Source organism: Streptomyces sp. NPDC091682 (genome assembly GCF_044756625.1).
Taxonomy (GTDB): domain Bacteria; phylum Actinomycetota; class Actinomycetes; order Streptomycetales; family Streptomycetaceae; genus Streptomyces.
The window spans coordinates 1-17,846 of the sequence record NZ_JBIVTH010000049.1 but is presented as its reverse complement, the minus strand read 5'-3'; the positions used below and the strand labels follow the sequence as shown (position 1 = coordinate 17,846).

Genomic DNA, 17,846 nt, shown 5'->3' with positions numbered 1-17,846 from the left:
GGTGGCGAACTTCTGCATGGTGCTTCTCCTTCATCAGCGGCTGCGCTCCGTGCGCCCCGCGGTTTCTGATGAACGAAAAGCTACGTTGCGTTCGCAGTATTGGCAACAGATTCATTGCGCTGAATCTGCATCACTGCAGGTCAATAGTGGGATTTCATTGCAATGGTTTCGAGCTTAACGCAACGTGCGACATGCGGCTCGTTGCAATGGAGTGAAGGTGAACGCTCTGGCGAGGGGGTCTCGGGAGGATGTCCAGCTCGGGCCATGTGCGACGGGTTATGGAATGGCGAACTGTCAGGATCAGCCGGTCGTAGCGGCGGCCGGGCCTGCTGGCCGCCCGGACGCACGTACGGGGCGCAGCCGGCCGATGCCAGCCGCGCCCCACCTCCGGTCCCGGTCCTTCAGGGCCGGGTCAAGTTGACTACAGGACGGGTATCACGTCGTGTGTTTCGTCGACCTCGGGGGAGGTGCTGCGGCGGTCGAGCGGTTGTGGGGGAGTTTCGTCCGCACAGATGGTGCCTCGGGCGGGCAGCGCCAGAGTGCTGAGGTAGGCGTCGACCAGGGTGCTGATGCATGCGCTGCGGTGGTAGGCGGTGTGCCCCTCGGCGCTGAAGGTGAGTAGCCGGCCGCTGGCCAGCGTCCTGGCCAGGGTTACGGCGTCTTGGTAGGGGGTGTCTGGGTCTCCGGTCGTGCCGAGTACCAAGATCGGGGCGGCCCCCGCCGCCCGGTAGGAGCCCTCGAAACGGCTTGGGCGTTCCGTCGGCCACTGCGCGCAGGTGGGTGCGTGGTTGTGGTCGTAAGTGGGGGGCCCGAGAGCGATGGGGGGTCCCATGAGTGGGGCGGACGCGGTCTCGGCGGCGATCAGTGTGCGCAGGAGTGGCTGGCTGCTCGGATAGAGGCGGTCGGCGCACTCGACGGCCGTGTTGACGCTGAGGAAGTCGAATGATGCGGGCGAGGGAGGCGACAGGAGGAACGAGGCCTGCCGCGCTTGGGCGGATCGCAGTGCCTGCCCCAGATAGGGCCAGATTTCCTTGCCTGCGTTGATGTTGAACATGAGGCGGTAGGCAAGGGTGTAGCCGGTGGCCGGGCGCCCGCTCGTGGTGATCACCGGGTGTGCGTCCAGATCTCGTTTCAGCTGCTCGAAAGCCTGTTGTGGATGGCCCTCACCGAACCCGCAGGCCGCCGCGTTGCGCCCGCACCAGTCCAGGAACCGGCCTACCGCTGCGTCTAGGGCGGCGAATTGCTCGGCGTCGTACGCGTAGGGCATGTCCGCGTAGCGGCGCGGATCGTAGGCCCCGTCCAGGACCATGGCACGCACCCGCTCCGGGAACCGGGCGGCGTACACGGTGCCGACGTAGCTGCCGAATGAACGGCCGTAGAAGGAGAGGGTCTCCTCACCCAGGGCCTGCCGGAGCAGGTCGATGTCGCCGGCGTTGGACCCGGTGCCGATGTACGCCAGCAGGTCCCCGGAGCGTTCCTGGCAGGCGGCGGCGAAGGCGGCGCCCTGTCGCAGGGCCTCCGTGAAGGCCCCCGGCCCGGGCGCACCGCGCGCACCGTCGACGGCGGCGGCGTACTGCGCGTCGTCCCAGCACTCCACCTGCCCGCTGCGCGCCACCCCGCGCATGTCGTACCCGACGACGTCGAAAGTGTCGCGCAGGGAAGTGGGCAGCGCTTCGTAGCTGTTGCGGGCGAAGTTCACACCGGAGTTGCCGGGTCCCCCGGGATGCAGGATCAGGACGCCGGTGCGCCGCGTCGGATCGGCCGCCGCCCGGCGGGTGACCGCGAGCGCGAGGGTGGGTCCGGCGGGCCGGCGGTAGTCCATCGGTACCCGGGCGGTCGCGCACTCGAAGCCGTCCTCCGCCCCGTCGCAAGGGCCCCAGGACAGCACCGGGACGGGCGGCGCCCCCGCCGCCCCGGTCGCCCCCGCCCCGGCCGCGGCGGGGCCGGGTGTTCCTCCCAGGAGGGCGGTCACCGTGATCAGGACCAGGGATATCCCCCAGATCACGCGCTTGCGGGGGTCGTCGGCCGAACGGGTCATACGGCGCTCCTCGGTCAGGGATGCTGCGGACCGGGCGACAACGTAGCGGCCGGCCACCGCCCCTGTCGGCCCGCCAGGAGTTGATTCCCGGCTACCGCCGGAGTTGTACGCCCCCGGCCCGCGGCGGCCGGGGGCGGCGTGCCCGGGACGGTGTGGGCCACGGTCGGGGGACGCGTCGCGTTGGTCCGTCCGATGCCGGGGCGGTACCCCGGAACGCCGGACGACGTCCGCCATCGTCCGGAGTGACCATTGCCTCATGAACGTCCCCGAGCCGCTGTTCGAGGATGACGTGGCGGCCGGGCCGAGCCGAGCCGCGCCGAGGCGTGGAGTGGCCCGTGGCCGAGCAGGTACGGGCGAGCTGGCGCGAGGGCCTTGCCAGGCAGGCGGTCCTGGACCACGTCCGTGAGTCGACGACACCGGGCGCGGCGTTCGCTGAGCGTGCCGGCCGACCGGATCGCCGCGTCCGACGATGACGGCACGCCGTGGGCCGAGCGGCCGATGCCGCCGCGGTTTGACTTCGTGCTCCGTATCCGGGAGGAGGAGGTGAAGGCAGCCCCCTCCCCGTCGGCTTCGCCACCGTCGAAGTCATCGAGGCCGAGCCGTTCGATGCCTTCACCGCCCGCCCGCCTGCCCGGGCCGGGGCGGGGCGGGGCGAGAGGACGGTCCCCTCGACGGGGCGGGGTCGCCGCCCTGAGCGCGTGCGGAAAACGCGGCCACGTCCCGGACCCCGGTCCACGCCCGTCCAAGGACTTGAGCCCCCAGATGGTGGTGATCGCGTACGGCTGCTCCAGCGAAGGGGCCTCCGATCAGGGACGGATCACTATGGGCCTGTCCAGGCTTCCCGTTGCGCCGAGATCCCCTGAGACCTGCATCGATAGTCGTCATCCGTGGGGCTCGGCCGTCTGGGTGGACGGGTGGCTCTCGCAGGGGCGGTTGGCTGAGCGTGTGGAACATGCGCCTCTTCCATGTGCACCGGGCCGGCGTACCGGGCCGTGGTCGCAGGCCCGTGGCTGGATCGACCTAGTGCTCCGGCTCCGGAACCGGTCGGGCTGTGAGGTGGTGCCGGAACGGTCGGCCGATCCCCGGCGAAACGGTCGGATCCGACGAAGCCGGCAGCTGTACGGTCGTCGGATCCCCGCCCGCCCTCGATGCCTCTAGCGCGTGGGGAGCCCTCGCCAGGTGTTCGTCAGCAGTGTGGAGTCGGATCGGCCCCCTCAGTCGGTGCGGCGGGCCGGCGGGACCGGTGCGCCGTCGAGGAGTTCCCGCACCAATGCGGCGACCTGCTCGGTCTCCAGCAGGAAGCCGTCGTGCCCGTACGGGGAGCGGATGATCCGCACCCCGTCCGCGGAAGGGATACCGGCTGCGAGTTCTTCTTGCTGAGCGAGGGGGTAAAGGCGGTCGGAGTCCACTCCGGCGACCACCGTCCGGGCCGTGACCCGGCCGAGGGCGGTGCGGATGCCGCCGCGACCCCGCCCGATGTCGTGGGTGTTCATGGCCTCGGCCAGGGCGACGTAGCTGGCCGCGTCGAACCGCCGGACGAGCTTTGAGGCCTGGTGGTCGAGGTAGGACTCGACGCGGTACCGGCCGCCGAGCCGGGGCTGCTCGCCGTCCTGGGGTAGGTGTCCGAAGCGGGCCTGGAGTTCCCCGGCCGACCGGTAGGTGATGTGTGCGATGCGGCGGGCGATGCCCAGTCCCGTGTGCGGCCCCCGTCCGGGTCCGGCGTCGTGGTAGTCGCCGCCCCGCCAGAGGGGGTCGGCACGGATCGCGTGGATCTGCGCGGTGGCCCAGGCGATCTGGTCCGCGCTCGCCGTCGCGGGGCAGGCGAGCAGCAACAGCGCGGCCAAGCGCGAGGGTTCACCGACCGCCCACTCCAGTGCCCGCATCCCGCCCATGGAGCCCCCGATGACCAGCGCCCAGCGCTCGATGCCGAGCGCGTCGGCGAGCCCGGCCTCGGCGCGTACCTGGTCGCGCTGGGTCAGACGTGGGAAGGAACCGCCCCAGGGGCGCCCGCCGGGGCCCGGGGAGGCGGGCCCGGTGCTTCCCTGGCAGCCGCCCAGGACGTTCGGCGCCACCACGAACCACCGGTCCGTGTCGAGTGCCCGGCCCGGGCCGATGAGTGCGTCCCACCAGCCCGGGGTCGGGTGACCGGGTCCGGCGGCACCCGCGACATGGCTGTCGCCGGTCAGGGCGTGCAGCACGAGCACGGCGTTCGAACGGTCGGGGGCGAGCCGCCCCCAGGTCTCGTACGCCAGTCGCACCCCCGGGAGCACCCCGCCCCCCTCCAACTCCAGCGGCCGTGAGCGTCGGTGCCACCGGCGGCGGCCGGGCGGGTCCCCCTCCCGCCACGCACCGGTGGCGGGAGGGGGGACCGTGGTGGCCGGGGCCGCCGGGACGGCGCTCAGGACGCTTCCTTCGCGGCGCGGAACCCGGCCTCCAGGTCGGCCTTCAGGTCGGCCGGGTTCTCGATGCCGACCGACAGGCGCACCAGCCCGGGGGTGGTGCCGGTGGCGGCCAGCTGCGCCTCGTCGAGCTGGCTGTGGGTGGTGGAGGCCGGGTGGATGACGAGGCTCCGGACATCGCCGATGTTCGCGAGGTGGCTGAACAGTTCCAGCCCGTCCACGAACCGCCGGCCCGCCTCCACGCCGCCCCGTAGCTCGAACGAGAGCACGGCCCCGGCACCCCGCGGCAGGTAGCGGCGCGCCGCCTCGTACCAGCGGCTCGACGGCAGGCCGGCGTAGTGGACCGCCGACACCTCGTCGCGCTGTTCGAGCCACTCCGCCAGGGCCCGGGCGTTCGCCGAGTGCCGCTCCAGCCGCAGGCTCAGTGTTTCCACGCCGTGGAGCAGCAGGAACGCCGAGTGCGGTGCGATGGCGGGGCCGAGGTCGCGCAGCAACTGCACGCGCAGCTTGACGGCGTACGCACCTGCTCCGAGAGCGGGCCAGTAGCGCAGTCCGTGGTAGCTGGGATCGGGTTCGGTGAAGTCGGGGAAGCGCTCGGCGTGCGCGCCGAAGTCGAAGGTACCCGCGTCGACGACCACACCGCCGATGGTGGTGCCGTGCCCGCCGAGGAACTTGGTGGCCGAGTGGACGACGACGTCCGCCCCGTGCTCGATGGGGCGCAGCAGGTACGGGGTGGGCACGGTGTTGTCGACGATGAGCGGAAGGCCCGCCGCGTGCGCGACGTCGGCCACGCCCCGGACGTCGAGGACGTTGCCGCGCGGGTTGCCGAGGGTCTCCGCGAACAGTGCCTTGGTGTTCGGCCGTACGGCCGCCCGCCACGCGTCGAGGTCGTCGGGGTCCTCGACGAAGGACACCTCGATGCCGAACTTCGGCAGGGTGTGCCGGAACAGGTTGTACGTGCCGCCGTAGAGGGAGGCGCTGGAGACGATGTGATCGCCGGCCGAGGCGACGTTCAGGAGAGCGAGGGTCTCCGCGGCCTGCCCCGAGGCGAGGGCGACGGCGGCGACACCGCCTTCGAGGGCGGCGATGCGCTGTTCGAGGGCGTCCTGGGTCGGGTTGTGGATGCGGGTGTAGATGTTGCCGGGTTCGGCCAGGGAGAAGAGGTCGGCGGCGTGCTGGGTGTCACGGAAGACGAACGAGGTGGTCTGGTAGATCGGGACCGCGCGGGCGCCGGTCGCCGGGTCGGGGGTGGTGCCGGCGTGGAGCTGTTTGGTCTCGAACGACCAGTCCGGCGTCCCGGCTCCGGAGGGCTCGCTCTCGGGGGTGTGACCTGCGGTGACGGCATCGATGGGCTGGGTCATGGGTGTCTCCTCGGAGATGAGGGTGAACAGCGTGGCGGCAACCGGCAACCGGCAACCGGCAACCGTTAACTGGCCACAGGTGTGCGGAAGGGAGGTACGGCGCCCCTAGGTGTGGGCGCGGACAGGGAGAGGCGGCGTGGGCGGCGCGTCGGGGTGTTCACCGTGCAATCGCGCCCCGGCATCGAACGGTTCCCGTCCGGCAGCCGTGGCGGCAACCCTCGCCACCGCCGCAACGGTCACGAGGGAGGGCGTGACTGTGTACGGCGGGTACGTGGGGTGCGAGGGTGGAGGGCGCGGATCTATGCCGCGCGGCGCCGCGTCAGTTGGTGACGGGACAACCCGTGGTCGTGACACGCACGTAGTCGACGTGGCGACGGGTCACGAGTACGGTCATGGGCCCAGATAACCACAGGCGGGGCGGGATGCACCAGGTGTTTCAGTCAAACCGGTGAGATGGCCACCTGACCCGGTGCGGGACGAGCGCCATCCGCCGACCCTGCCTGCCTCCCGCAACTACCCATCGAGTCACGCCATATGACGGACAGCCGCATGTCGAACGGGAAGCGCGCCGTCGCGTTCGTGACCGGGCGCACGGGCCTCGCCACGCCCGGGTTCTGTCCCGAGCAGCGTCCACGGGCGGCGCTTCGCCCGAGGGCAGGCAGGGTGGTGCGACACCTCCGGTCGGTCGATCGGCGGACCGAAGGTGTCCTCCAGCACCTCAGTCGGACGTGTTCCGCCTCGCGGCGTCGGCCTGCCGCCATTGCTTGGCTGCCTCGATCATGGTCCGGCCAACGTGCTCGAAGAAGTGGCCTATGTCTTGCATCCGGGTGCCGGCGGGTGTCGTGGCGCCGAGGACCTGGGCGCCACGAAGGGCGAAGTCGGCCAGCAGGGCGTTCTGACGGGCGCTGGCCATCCAGCCCCGGAACCAGGCATCGGCGTCGATGACGTACCGGTCGCGTCGTCGACCGGTGTCGCGTTCGCGCCTGATGAGTTCCTGCTGTTCGAGTTCGCCGACGGCTTTGGAGACGGATGCCGGGCTGACCTGGAGGCGCTGAGCGAGCTCGGTGGCGGTCAGGCTGCCTCCATCGGTGACGTACAGGCACGTCAGCACTCGGGCGGTCATCCGCGGGAGACCTGTACCGACCATCATCGCCGTGAACTGTTCCTCCAGTTCGAGGACTGCCTGGGGGTCGCGTCCGTGCGTGCCGCCCGCGCTCGGGGAAGCGGCCGGGGCCGCGGGCTGCTTGCGGCGGCGGGCGCGCCCTGTGGTGGCGCGATGGGCCGCGTCGGCCCGATAGGCGGCGGGGCCGCCGTTGCGGGCCACCTCTCGGGTGACGGTGGAGATGGGCCTGCCCAGGCGCCCGGCGATGTCGGTGTAGCTGAGCCCTTCCCTCAACCCCTCGGCGATTGATTGCCGTTCGTGGTGGGTCAGTCTGCCTCCGGGCATCGCCATTGCCTCCGTATCGGTTCCGCGTGTGCGGCCAGTATTGCTTTCGCAGCCAGGTCATTGCAAGTGACGCCTCGGCGACTTTTGCATTCGACCTCATTGTCATTGCAATAGTTTTCGGCTCTGACCTGCATGCTTGCTGAACGGGTCACTTTTTCGATTGACGAAATAGTGAAAGCAATTTAGCTTTTAGTCATTCGCGAACGAGCGATGCGAACCCGAGTCGGCCCGGTCGAGGGCTGCTCGTCACCCTGATCGGAGCCCTCATGACGTCCTTACTCACACCCGTGCGTGCCTGGCACCGGCCGCTGGTGGTCTGCGCCGTCCTCATGTTCGGTCTGGTGCTCGTTTCCGGCGTCGGAACCTTCGTCGACGGGCGGACGCTGCTGGACGAGTCGGTATGGGTGAAGCCGCTCAAGTTCGGATTCGCCTTCGGCCTCTACTCGGGCACGCTGGCATGGCTGCTGACCAAGCTGACCAGGGGCAGGCGGCTGGGGCGCTTGCTGGGCACCGTCTTCGCGGTGGCCGCCACCGTGGAGGTGGGCGCCATCACTGCCCAGGCGGCGCGCGGCACCTTCAGCCATTTCAACGCGGACCAGACCGACCCGGTCACTCTGGCCATGGTCCCCCTCCTCACCTTCGGCGTGATGGTCATCGTCATCGCGCAGTTGGTCCTCGCGGTCGTCGTCCTGATCCAGCGCACGGGCGGAGCCGCGCTGAACCGCGCCATCCGCTCCGGTCTCGCACTCGCCACCTTCGGCATGGTCGTACCGGTCTTCTGGATGGTCACGGAGATCCACTCCCGTACGGTGACCGACGCCAACGGCCACTCCGTGCAGATGTACCAGGGCCATGGCATCGGCGACCCCGACGGCCACGGCATGCCCCTCACCAACTGGAGCGTGACCGGGGGCGACTTCCGGGTTCCGCACTTCTTCGCCCTGCACGGCATCCAGGTGCTCCTCCTGATCGCCGCGGTACTGGCCGCCCTGGCCGCCGAGCGCGTCTGGCTGCGCGACGAGAAGGTACGGGCCCGCCTGGTCGGCAGTGCGGCCCTCGGCTACACGGGTCTGGTCGCGGTGGTGACCTGGCAGGCGTGGCGCGGACAGTCCCTGATCCATCCGGATGCCGCCACCCTCCTCGCCCTCATCGCGGTGCTGCTGCTCACGGTCGGGACCACCGCACGAGTGATCGTGACCGCCAAACGCGCCACGGCCGAGCGTGCCACGGCGCGACCGACCGGAATTCCCGAGCCCGCCCACCTGGCGCGCTGACGCCACGTCGCTGGCCCGACCAACCGACCAACCGACCCACCAACCCACCAACCAACCCACCAACCCACCCACCAACCCACCCACCAACCCACCCACCGACCCACCGACCCACCGAACCCGAACTCCCGAAAGGAACACCGACATGACCCGTCACTCTTCCCCCGAGGCGATCGCAGAGGGCACGCCGGCGGTCCCCGCGGCGGACGTCACCACCACCCCCGCCCGCGCCGCACTGCAGCAGGTCCTGGACCGCGCCGCCGCCCCGGGAGGCGCTCCCGGCGTCGTCGTCGACGTACGAGACGGCCACGGTCCGTGGTTCGGCTCGGCAGGCGTCTCGGACACCGGGACCGGGGACGAGCGCCGGCCGGGCGAGCGGTTCCGGATCGGGAGCACGACGAAGGCGTTCACGGCCACGCTGGTCCTGCAGTTGGCGGCCGAGGGCAGGTTGGGCCTTGATGACACGGTGGAGCAATGGCTGCCCGGGATGGTGGCGGGCAACGGCTACGACGGCCGTGCGGTCACCATCAGGCAGTTGCTCAACCACACCAGCGGCATCTTCAACTACGGCAACGACGAGCAGTTCTTCACGAAGGGCATCGGTGCGGCCTGGTTCGAGCACCGCTACGACACCTACGCCCCCGAGCAGTTGATCAGGATCGGCCTGGCCACCCCACCGTCCTTCGCTCCGGGGGAAGCCTTCCTGTACTCCAACACCAACTACTTCCTGGCCGGCCTGATCTTCGAGAAGGTCACGGGCGTGACGTTGGCCGATGCGCTCATCCAGCGGATCGCCCGCCCCCTGGGGCTCACCGGAACCTACCTGCCGGGCACGGAACCGACCATCCGAGGGCCGCACCCCCGGCACTACTCCACCCTCTTCGCCTCCGACGCCCGACCCGAGGTCCACGACGCGACCGAGATGAACCAGTCCTTCGCCTGGGCGGCAGGCGGCGTCATCTCGACTACGCGCGACCTGCAGCGCTTCTTCGGCGCACTGCTCCAGGGCCACCTGGTGCCGGCCGAGCAGCAGCAGGAGATGTTCACCACCGTCGACACCGCGGGACCCGTCCCGTGGATCCCCGGCACCCGGTACGGCCTGGGCGTCTTCTCCTGGGCGCTGCCGTCCGGCGTCACGGTCTGGGGCAACGCGGGTGCGACGTACGGCTCGTGGACCTGCGCCATGGGCTCCCGTGACGGCAAGCACCTGCTCACCAGCCAGGTCAACGGCGACTGGAGCGGCCTGGGCGTCTTCGGCGACATCCTCACCACCGAGTTCGGCGCGGCGACGGCGGCCGGCGGGAGCTGACGGCGCCGACAGCCGGCAGTGCCCGTACGGCGGAGGGTTCCGCCGGCCCCCGTCCTTCTGCGGGCCGGACGCGTGCAGGCAGTCGCGTCCGGCCCGGACCGCGTCCACTCGTACGCCCAGTCGCGTACGAGTGGACGCGTTCGGGCTCTGTCGCTTCGAACCTAGCTACGATGACATCAAAGATGTCATGATGACACCATGAGTGGCGTTCAGCGTACGAATGACGAGCCCCCGGTCGGGTTCCTGCTGTACGAAGTCATCCGCAGCCTGTGGCCGCTCCACCGTACGATCGTGCGTGCCGTGGAGCGGGAGCTGGTGGGCACGGGCATGACGGCCGGTCAGCACGCGGTGATCGACGAGTTGCGCAGGGGCGGCCCTCGAACCGTCCCTCAACTGGCCCGTCTGCTGGGCCTGGACCGGCAGCCGGTCCAGCGTCTGGTGAACGATGCGACGGCCCTGGGGCTGACCGAGAGCGCCCCGAACCCGGAGCACCGGCGCTCGCACCTGATCAGGCTCACCCCGAAGGGGGAGGCCACCATCAGCAGCATCCAGGAAGCCGAGGACGCCGAACTGCGGCGCCGCCTGGCCGACCTTTCCGCAGGTGACGTCACGACGGCCTTGAAAGTACTCCGCCGCCTCGGCGAGGAATTCAAGGAGCTCGCGCAAGACGCCCAGCCGCCCCCGAAGGACCGAGGAGACGACACACCATGACACACACGCGGATTCATCCTGTTACGGCCGGCACCTTACCCATCGAGGCGGGCGAGCTCTTCTACGAGTCGGCAGGCGAAGGCCCCACCGTCATACTTCTGCACGGCGGCATGCTCGACCTGAACATGTGGGACGAGCAGTTCTCGTGGCTCGCGGGCCAGGGGTACCACGTCGTCCGCTTTGATGCCCGCGGGCACGGGCGTTCCTCCACGGTCACTCAGGACTACGCCCACCATGACGATGTGCAGGCCCTGCTCACCCACCTCGATGTCCCTTGCGCCACGCTCATCGGGCTTTCCCTCGGTGCCCGGACCGCCCTGGACATGACGTTGGCCCATCCGGAAAGCGTCTCGGCACTGGTCCTCGCCTCACCCGGGGTGAGCGGCCGGCCGTTCACCGACCCGTACGTCGCGCACCACACCGCACAGCAGATGGCCGCGGTGGGTGACCGGGCAGGCGGTGCGCAGCGGTTCGTGGAGCACTTTCTCCGGATGTGGGTGGACGGGCCGTTCCGTCAGCCCTCCCAGGTCGACCCCGACCTGCGCGAGCGGATGCGCGCGTCGGCAACCGCAAACGTCGTCCGGCACGCCGGTGGCCTCGGGGCGGGTGTACCCGGAGAGATCGGGGCAGCGGACCGGCTGGCCGCCATCGCCGTGCCCACCTTGGTCCTCGATGGAGAACTCGACAGCAGCGACATCTCCTCCCACGCTCGGGCCATCGCCCAAGACGTTCCCGGTGCCCGTCACCAACGCCTCCCGTCGGCTGCCCACATGGTCAACCTCGAGAGCACGGAACTCTTCAACCTCGCGGTCGAGTCCTTCCTCGCGCCCGTGATCGGCCTCGGCTGACCACGGTCCGGCGGCGGCTGCGCGCGCGGTGACGCGCGGGGCCGCTGTCGGGCCCCCGGCCGCCGCGCCCGTACTGCTGGTCCTGTGCGGGTGGCGGTGGCGGCCCGTGTCGCGGTTGAACGTCTCGTGCGGTCGGGTCGGCCTACCGCGCGCTGGGCTGCCGTTCACCTGCCGAGATCCGGTAGACGACGTTCAGGCGTAGCGGGCCGGCAGGGACGCTCATGTCGTCGTGGTCCTCGGCGGGGTCATGGGTCATGCCCAGGCGTTGCATGACCGCCCGGGAGCGGAGGTTGGTGGCTGTGGTGATGGCCAGGATCTCCGGCAGGGCGAGGGAGTCGAAGCCGAAATCCAGCGCTGCCAGGGCGGCTTCGGTTGCGTATCCGTGCCCCCAGGCCGTGCGGGCCAGGCGCCAGCCCACCTCGACCCCCGTGACGGGCATGTCCTCGTCGACCGGATCGAGGCCCGTGAAGCCGATGAACTCGCCCGTCGCCGCGACCTCTACCGCCCACCAGCCCCAGCCTCGCCGGTCGAGATCGGCTTGGAAGCGGGCTGCTGCCCCTTCGCTCTGCTCGCGTGTGAGTACATCCTGAAAGTGTTCGCGGACTTCGGCGTCGGCGTTCATCGCCGCCCATGGGGCGAGGTCGCTGTCGCGCCACCCGCGAAGGACGAGGCGTTCGGTTCGTAGTTCGGTCATGGCGTCAACCTAACGCGGCCATCGAGCCGCAGGCGATCGAAAAGGAGAGCGGAGGCGTCAGCTGCGAGCCGCAGGCCTGTGGTTGAGTTCGTTCCCGCTGTCCACCGACCACGGCCGCCCCGTCAATGCCTCTCGCATCGAAGCCGCGGTCCGCGGAGCCGCGCAGTAGGCCGGACTCGGCTGGTCACGCCGCACCAGCTGTGGCACACGCTGGCCGTCCAGGCGATCGATCGGGGCATGTCCCTGGAAGCCATCGCAGCACTACTCGGTCACCGGCCACCGGCCACCGGCGCCCGGCCACTCTCGATGCCACGTGTTTACGCCCGGCTCGCAGCCCCGCACCGTCGCCGACGAGTACTTCGCCGTCTCGGAGAACGTCGAGTCACTCTAGGACGCCCCGCGCGCCAGCTGCCGGCCGACGCAGAGGGGGCGGAGACGGCCAAGTTCCGCCATACCTTCGAACGCCAGTGGGACGACACGGCGGCCGAAGGGCAGATCGCACGGGAGTAGATCTTCGACAGACTCCTCAGCCGACTCGACGAAGAAGCCTCCTGACGGCGGTCAGCAACTGGAGGGAGTTGTTCCGACGAGCTTGTCGAGGATGTGCGGCCACGCAGCCTCCCCCAGGAGCACGTCGGCTTCGGGCGTGCCCCCGTACAGGAAATGCGGGGAGGCGGGCGCCAGGCTCTCGCCCGGAAGGCGCGGTCGGTGGCCGGCATCGTGGCGGGCGATGAGGTGCGCGGTGGTCCCGGCTGAGCGTCGTCGTTCTGCCAGTTGTTCTGCGAAGCGGAGCGAAGGCCACATCGCGTCGTCGCCGCCGGCGACGAGCACCAGGTCAGCCCGGGCCTTGTCGACGGGGATCTCTGCCGGAGGGAGCAGGTGAGCGAAGCTGCGCTCGCTGAGTTCGTACCAGCCGCGGATGGCGACCGGACCACTGCCGTGGTTGACGGGGGCCCAGGAGTCATCCATCGGGACGAAGGGCAAGGGGCGCCCCTGCCAGGTCCAGGAAGACCGGTACGGGCGCTGTTGCCCATCGGGGCCCGGACCCACATTGCACCAGACTCGGGATGTGGGCGACAGCGCGATGACAACGTCCACGCGCGGGTCGTGCACGGCCGTGAGCAGAGCTGCTTCAGCACCCTTGGAGACACCGAGGATGCCGATGCGTCGTACCCCGTTCGCGGTGAGGAAGTCCACCGCAGCGGTGAAGGTTTCCAAGGGGATCTCACAGATTCCCGGAGACTGCCCTGGCCCGCCGAACCAGCGGATGGACAGAGCCACGATGCCCTGCTGAGCGAGGAGACGTGCTCGCTCGCGTTCGATGCGTCCGCTGGAACCGGCTAGCACCAGGACGCCGACGTCACTGCCATGGGTAGGAGCAGCGAGAACGCCTTCCCAGGGATGGTTCAGGTCGTGCTCAACAACGTCCACGGGCTCCCCAGCTCTGCGCTTCGCGGTCAACAAGAGTGTCCTGGACAGCTTCTCAAAGGCAGTCGGAGACCTGACATCGAGACTCGCCTATTGGAGGAGTCCCGCGGACCCGAGGTCTGCGACCATCTCGTTCACCCCGGCGAGCGAGGAGACCAAAACGGTCGCGGAGTACTTCGCATTCGGAGAACCGCTACTGATGCCGCTGCCCGAGGAACCGTTCGAGACGCGCCGGCCGACCACCCCAACAGCCGCCGGGAGAACCGGCCTACGTGTCCGCTCGGGTCCAGAACTGAGGCGGCGCGAACCCCTCGCGCCGCAGTCAGTGCTCGGTATGGACGAACCGCTCGGCCTCGATCACGACGACGGGCGACTTCGCATATCGTCCGGAGACGCTCAGTCGTCACCCACCGTGGCCACTGCACGAAAGCGGGGTGGTGCCCTGAGGGCAGGGGTGTCAGTCAGTGGCAGAGCCACGACCACCGGAACCCGCTACGAGTATCAATGTCAGTGGTGTCGATTACGGTGCGGGGCATGACAGGTTGGATCGGAAGCGGCGTCATCGCCTGGTTGGAAGAGACGCGGTTCGAGGACGAAACCGTGCTGGTGTACTTCAAGGGCGTCAGCCTGACCGACATGGCGGAAGGGCTGATCGCGCAGCACCGGCCGCCGTTCGCACAGGGCAGCAGCGTCGGGCTGGGCGAGTGGGGGGTGATCGTGCATCACATGTACAACGGCGACGACTTCGATCTGATCGACTACCGCAAGCTGTGCCCTGCCGGGGCCGAGCTGGTGGTGTTCGAGCCCAATCCGTGTATCGCCAAGGCACACGGTCCCAAGGCGTACCACTACAGAAGCGGCCAGGTCCGGTCCTGCATTGACTACGAGAATCCCGGCCACGTAGGGGAGTACTGGCCCAACGAGTTGGCATCCCTCATCACAACCGCCGGGCTGGGCTACGAGGACCGGAACTATGAGGAGCGTCTGACCCAACTGATCAGTGATCACCTGGGTCTGCCACCCCTGGACCGCCGCAGCATCACGGTGGACCGCAACCTCATTGCCTCCTATTTCTAGAGGGCACGGTCCTTGCCGTACCGGTGCTCGGACTTCGATGAGCACGTTCTGCGACGGAACGGGAGGATGAAGAACAAGCTCAGCTGGCCGTAACCCATGCCCTCGAACAGCGGCTGGTACTTGCTCCCTCACCTGGGGGTTCACCGGACGTGAGGGTGGCCTCTGCCTGATCCTGCGCATCCGATCAAGGAGCGCACGTGAAGCGGTGGGAGGCCGTGCGGACCAGCCCGCTGGGTGGGGAGCGCGAGTGTGAGGCGTTCGCGTTGCTGTCACGCTTCCGGGCGGAGCCGTACGCGCCGCGCCGATGACTGGACGGGCGGACCCCTTGTTGGCGCTGACGGACGCGCTGCTGTCCTCTGACGGTCTGGTCGATCTCCCGCTCAGTCCGGAACGCCATCGTGGTAGCGGGGCCCTCTAGTGTGCTCTCCATTGAGGTCGCCCAGACCTCGCCCGACTGCGGCGCTCTCTGGCCGGGAGCCGCGACCTCGCCGGACCGCCCGTTCTGCCACACCTACGGGCGGGGACGAGCGAGCACCGGAAGATCCCCGGCTGGCCTTACCCGTTCGTAGCCGCGCCGAGATCGGCCGAATCCTGGACCGAGAACTTGGACGCCGTGCGCCTCGGCCCGCGTCTGTCGCGGGTTTAGGAACCTCCATGCGCGGCTGCCCTCGCCAGCTGATGTTCCCAAGCCCTCCCGCCCAGGTCCCGGACGGCCGCCCGGCTCGAAAAACCTACCGCGTGCCACGCACCACGACGTCGGTCTCGAAGTTGTCACCGGTCGGCCCTACCGACGACCCGCCCACCACTGGACAGGCGCCAAGCCCGCCGAACGGGACTGAGCCCGAGCCCATGACAGTTGCCGGAACCGCCCTACGCTGCGGCAATGCCAAGTGGGACTCCTCGACCGGGCTTTCCATGGTGTGACCAGGAAGGCTGTTCTTCTTGGTGCCGAGGACCGCTACCGCGTCGCTGAACTCGATGAGCCCGTGCCCGGCCCCGGTCAGTTGGCGCTCAAGGTCGCCTACGCCGGAATCCAGTGGGGGACAGGGCCCACATCATGGTTTCGCGACGGCCACGGCAACCTGCTCGGCCGTACCCGTCCCGAGCGCTTCGCCTGACGCGGCGCCGGACGCCGTACCGTCCGCCCCGTTCGTACACCCTCGCGCAGGGGAGCGGAGGGTCAGGGCATTTCGTCCGGGTCGCAGGTCGCGCGGCGTAGCCCGATGGTGCGCAGGGCCCGCATCAGCCCTTCCTCGTCACCTGCGCGGACGAGGTGGACGGCTCCGTCGGCGCAGGCGACGTCGAGATCGCCGGGGGCTGCCCCCGCTCTGGTGCGGAGCGCCACCCCGCTGGGCGGGTCAAGGGCGCGTACCCCCTGGAACACGCCGAGCGCGGCCGGGTCGTCACGGAAGCCGCCGGACAGCGTGAGCACGGTGATGTCGGGGAGTAGCACCCGGGCGTGCGCGAGAGCGACGTCGGGTGTGTGGGCGTAGGAGATGACCCGGAAGTGGGGGTTGCGCTGGATCCGCGACCGCAGCAGCTCCAGCTCCGCGCCTTCCGCTACGCCGACTACCAGGACTGTCATCACAGTCCCTCATCCTCCGTCGTGGGGGTGGGCACGTCGAGCGGGGCGCGCCGGTCCGTCCGGGGATCGAGTTCGCCCGTTCGTGCGTTGACGCGTACGGGCCTGCCGCCCGTAGTTTCCGGCGGATGCCCGACGACGGCTACGGAACCTGCCCCTCCCAGACTTTGTCCGGGGATCCCCGGGTTCTCGGAGCACCCGTATGCCCCTCCCGTATGGGGGGCATCCCTCCGCCTTGCGGGGGTGCCGCATCTGAGGTCGCGCGCCGATCCACCAAGGAGTACGGGGCAGCCCTTAGCCTGCAGATCCACCATCCGGGAGGAGCGGCAGATGACCGGTACGGCGGCCTTCGATCTCGGACCGCAGGCCCGGATCGTGGCCCGTCTTGCAGCCGCCGTCCCTGATGCGCTACTCGCCGGCCGGACGCCGTGTCCCGCGTACACGGTCGGCGACCTGCTGGGTCACTTAGCAAGCCTCTCCATCGCTTTCCGTGACGCCGCCCGCAAAGACCTCGGCGCCACGACCGACACGCCTCCCGGCCAGGCCGCGCACCCTCTACCCGCCCGCTGGCGTGAGGACCTGCCCAGGGTCCTTGGCGAACTGGCGGAGGCCTGGCAGGACCCGGCCGCCTGGACCGGTATGACCCGGGCGGGTGGTGTGGACCTGCCCGGCCCCGTTGCGGGGGTGGTGGCCGTTGACGAGCTGGTGGTGCACGGATGGGACGTGGCCCGGGCGACCGGTCAGCAGTATGTACCCGATCAGGTGGCGCTGCGCGCCTCGCACGCCTTTCTGCTGGCGGCCGCGCGGGAGGATGGCCGCGACGGGGGCGTTTTCGGGGCCGTCGTGCCCGTGCCTGAGGACGCCCCACTGCTGGACCGGGCCATTGGACTGAGCGGGCGCGACCCGGCCTGGACGCCGCCGCCCCCGTGACGCAGAGCGCCCGGCCCGCGCAACGTCCGGCCCGTCCGGCCCGTCCGGCCTGGACGTGGCGGCTGCGCCCTGAACGCAGAACACCCGGCCCGAGCACAGTGCTACCGCCCGCGAACGTCGAGGTCGCGACCCCACCAGCTGGAGGGCCCTGCCCGCGATCAAGGTCCACGGCTGATCAAGGGCTTCGCGGCCTTCCTCCGGATCGACTGGGACGCCGTTGTGAACGGCCTGACGCTCCCCTGGAGCTCCGGCGCCGCCGAGGGGCAGGTCACCCGCACCAAACTGATCAAAGGCCGGCCGTACGGCCGAGCTTCCTCCGCCTTCTTGCGAGCCGTCGTCCTCGCCCAACCATCCTGATCCTCACAGCACCAGGCGCGTCGCCCGTACTTGGACTCCGTGTGCACCCGTTCGTGAAGCTCGGCCTGATGGAGGGCAGCTCTTTCGCCGCCCAGCCCGAAGGGCTCACAGATGTCCGCCACCGTTTTCGGCGTCTTCCCCAGTACCCGTGAGCCGATCTGGAGGAGCCTTTAGAAACCCGCCTGCACGTCGTATCTGCACCCCTCGCCAAGACCCTCACTTCCCGCAGTCGGCCCGTCTCGCTTTGGTCGTTAGGTGGTTCTGGTTGCCGGCTGGTCGTGCTCGAGAGGGGTTCGGCTGATCACGGTCGGTGAGATTCGGGTGTCTCGGGGGTGACCCGCCCCATAGGGTCCACGTCACATACGAACCGGGGTAGTAGTCCCTGACAGGCCCC

Annotated in this window: 14 protein-coding genes; 7 read left to right on the top strand and 7 right to left on the bottom strand. The window is 69.7% G+C overall.

Annotated features, from left to right (window positions below):
- Nucleotides 1-421: 421 nt before the first annotated feature.
- The 4 genes from ACIQK6_RS42465 to ACIQK6_RS42450 all read right to left on the bottom strand — a co-directional run bounded on the left by ACIQK6_RS42465 (nt 422) and on the right by ACIQK6_RS42450 (nt 7,245).
- Nucleotides 422-2,038: an alpha/beta hydrolase gene (locus tag ACIQK6_RS42465; RefSeq protein WP_402697752.1), complete on the bottom strand. Its 1,617-nt coding sequence runs from the start codon at nt 2,036-2,038 to the stop codon at nt 422-424.
- A 1,214-nt stretch (nt 2,039-3,252) separates the two neighbouring features.
- Nucleotides 3,253-4,440, bottom strand: coding sequence for a homoserine O-acetyltransferase (locus tag ACIQK6_RS42460; protein WP_329108259.1), 1,188 nt, complete (start codon nt 4,438-4,440; stop codon nt 3,253-3,255).
- Nucleotides 4,437-5,798 carry a bifunctional o-acetylhomoserine/o-acetylserine sulfhydrylase gene (locus ACIQK6_RS42455; protein WP_402697750.1) on the bottom strand — a complete coding sequence of 454 codons (1,362 nt, stop codon included), beginning with the start codon at nt 5,796-5,798 and terminating at the stop codon, nt 4,437-4,439. The genes ACIQK6_RS42460 and ACIQK6_RS42455 overlap by 4 nt, the downstream gene beginning before the upstream one ends.
- Before the next feature lie 718 nt (nt 5,799-6,516).
- Nucleotides 6,517-7,245, bottom strand: coding sequence for a DUF480 domain-containing protein (locus ACIQK6_RS42450; protein ID WP_402697748.1), 729 nt, complete (start codon nt 7,243-7,245; stop codon nt 6,517-6,519).
- Between the two features lie 266 nt (nt 7,246-7,511).
- On the opposite strand from ACIQK6_RS42450, the gene ACIQK6_RS42445 reads away from it, so the two are divergent.
- From ACIQK6_RS42445 to ACIQK6_RS42430, 4 genes are all read left to right on the top strand, one after another.
- Nucleotides 7,512-8,519 (top strand): hypothetical protein, encoded by a 1,008-nt coding sequence (locus ACIQK6_RS42445; protein ID WP_329106672.1) that lies wholly within the window; start codon nt 7,512-7,514, stop codon nt 8,517-8,519.
- Nucleotides 8,520-8,661: 142 nt separating this feature from the next.
- Nucleotides 8,662-9,825, top strand: coding sequence for a serine hydrolase domain-containing protein (locus ACIQK6_RS42440; protein ID WP_329106674.1), 1,164 nt, complete (start codon nt 8,662-8,664; stop codon nt 9,823-9,825).
- 198 nt (nt 9,826-10,023) lie between these two features.
- Nucleotides 10,024-10,536, top strand: a complete 513-nt coding sequence (locus ACIQK6_RS42435; protein ID WP_329106676.1) for a MarR family winged helix-turn-helix transcriptional regulator — start codon at nt 10,024-10,026, stop codon at nt 10,534-10,536.
- Nucleotides 10,533-11,384 carry an alpha/beta fold hydrolase gene (locus ACIQK6_RS42430; RefSeq protein WP_329106678.1) on the top strand — a complete coding sequence of 284 codons (852 nt, stop codon included), beginning with the start codon at nt 10,533-10,535 and terminating at the stop codon, nt 11,382-11,384. Before ACIQK6_RS42435 ends, ACIQK6_RS42430 begins: the two co-directional genes overlap by 4 nt.
- 142 nt (nt 11,385-11,526) lie before the next feature.
- Here the strand turns inward: ACIQK6_RS42430 and ACIQK6_RS42425 are convergent, their stop codons facing one another.
- Together ACIQK6_RS42425 and ACIQK6_RS42420 are read right to left on the bottom strand one after the other, a co-directional pair.
- Nucleotides 11,527-12,078 carry a GNAT family N-acetyltransferase gene (locus ACIQK6_RS42425; RefSeq protein WP_329106680.1) on the bottom strand — a complete coding sequence of 184 codons (552 nt, stop codon included), beginning with the start codon at nt 12,076-12,078 and terminating at the stop codon, nt 11,527-11,529.
- A gap of 561 nt (nt 12,079-12,639) precedes the next feature.
- Complete coding sequence (locus tag ACIQK6_RS42420; RefSeq protein WP_402697744.1) at nt 12,640-13,539, bottom strand: acyl-CoA thioester hydrolase/BAAT C-terminal domain-containing protein; 900 nt, start codon at nt 13,537-13,539, stop codon at nt 12,640-12,642.
- Between the two features lie 501 nt (nt 13,540-14,040).
- Between ACIQK6_RS42420 and ACIQK6_RS42415 the strand changes: the two genes are divergently transcribed.
- Complete coding sequence (locus ACIQK6_RS42415; RefSeq protein ID WP_329106685.1) at nt 14,041-14,583, top strand: hypothetical protein; 543 nt, start codon at nt 14,041-14,043, stop codon at nt 14,581-14,583.
- An 890-nt stretch (nt 14,584-15,473) separates the two neighbouring features.
- Nucleotides 15,474-15,701 (top strand): hypothetical protein, encoded by a 228-nt coding sequence (locus tag ACIQK6_RS42410; RefSeq protein ID WP_329106687.1) that lies wholly within the window; start codon nt 15,474-15,476, stop codon nt 15,699-15,701.
- A gap of 62 nt (nt 15,702-15,763) precedes the next feature.
- On the opposite strand, the gene ACIQK6_RS42405 is transcribed toward ACIQK6_RS42410, so the two are convergent.
- On the bottom strand, nt 15,764-16,168 hold the full coding sequence (locus ACIQK6_RS42405; protein ID WP_402697741.1) for a hypothetical protein: 405 nt from the start codon (nt 16,166-16,168) through the stop codon (nt 15,764-15,766).
- Between the two features lie 327 nt (nt 16,169-16,495).
- Between ACIQK6_RS42405 and ACIQK6_RS42400 the strand changes: the two genes are divergently transcribed.
- Nucleotides 16,496-17,095 (top strand): TIGR03086 family metal-binding protein, encoded by a 600-nt coding sequence (locus tag ACIQK6_RS42400; protein WP_402697739.1) that lies wholly within the window; start codon nt 16,496-16,498, stop codon nt 17,093-17,095.
- Nucleotides 17,096-17,846 lie beyond the last annotated feature (751 nt).

What these genes read in the sequence shown, in the direction of transcription:
- ACIQK6_RS42465 (WP_402697752.1), bottom strand. Translation starts at nt 2,038, where the DNA reads ATGACCCGTTCGGCCGACGACCCCCGCAAGCGCGTGATCTGGGGGATA.
- ACIQK6_RS42455 (WP_402697750.1), bottom strand. Translation starts at nt 5,798, where the DNA reads ATGACCCAGCCCATCGATGCCGTCACCGCAGGTCACACCCCCGAGAGC.
- ACIQK6_RS42450 (WP_402697748.1), bottom strand. Translation starts at nt 7,245, where the DNA reads ATGCCCGGAGGCAGACTGACCCACCACGAACGGCAATCAATCGCCGAG.
- ACIQK6_RS42445 (WP_329106672.1), top strand. Translation starts at nt 7,512, where the DNA reads ATGACGTCCTTACTCACACCCGTGCGTGCCTGGCACCGGCCGCTGGTG.
- ACIQK6_RS42440 (WP_329106674.1), top strand. Translation starts at nt 8,662, where the DNA reads ATGACCCGTCACTCTTCCCCCGAGGCGATCGCAGAGGGCACGCCGGCG.
- ACIQK6_RS42435 (WP_329106676.1), top strand. Translation starts at nt 10,024, where the DNA reads ATGAGTGGCGTTCAGCGTACGAATGACGAGCCCCCGGTCGGGTTCCTG.
- ACIQK6_RS42430 (WP_329106678.1), top strand. Translation starts at nt 10,533, where the DNA reads ATGACACACACGCGGATTCATCCTGTTACGGCCGGCACCTTACCCATC.
- ACIQK6_RS42425 (WP_329106680.1), bottom strand. Translation starts at nt 12,078, where the DNA reads ATGACCGAACTACGAACCGAACGCCTCGTCCTTCGCGGGTGGCGCGAC.
- ACIQK6_RS42415 (WP_329106685.1), top strand. Translation starts at nt 14,041, where the DNA reads ATGACAGGTTGGATCGGAAGCGGCGTCATCGCCTGGTTGGAAGAGACG.
- ACIQK6_RS42405 (WP_402697741.1), bottom strand. Translation starts at nt 16,168, where the DNA reads ATGACAGTCCTGGTAGTCGGCGTAGCGGAAGGCGCGGAGCTGGAGCTG.
- ACIQK6_RS42400 (WP_402697739.1), top strand. Translation starts at nt 16,496, where the DNA reads ATGACCGGTACGGCGGCCTTCGATCTCGGACCGCAGGCCCGGATCGTG.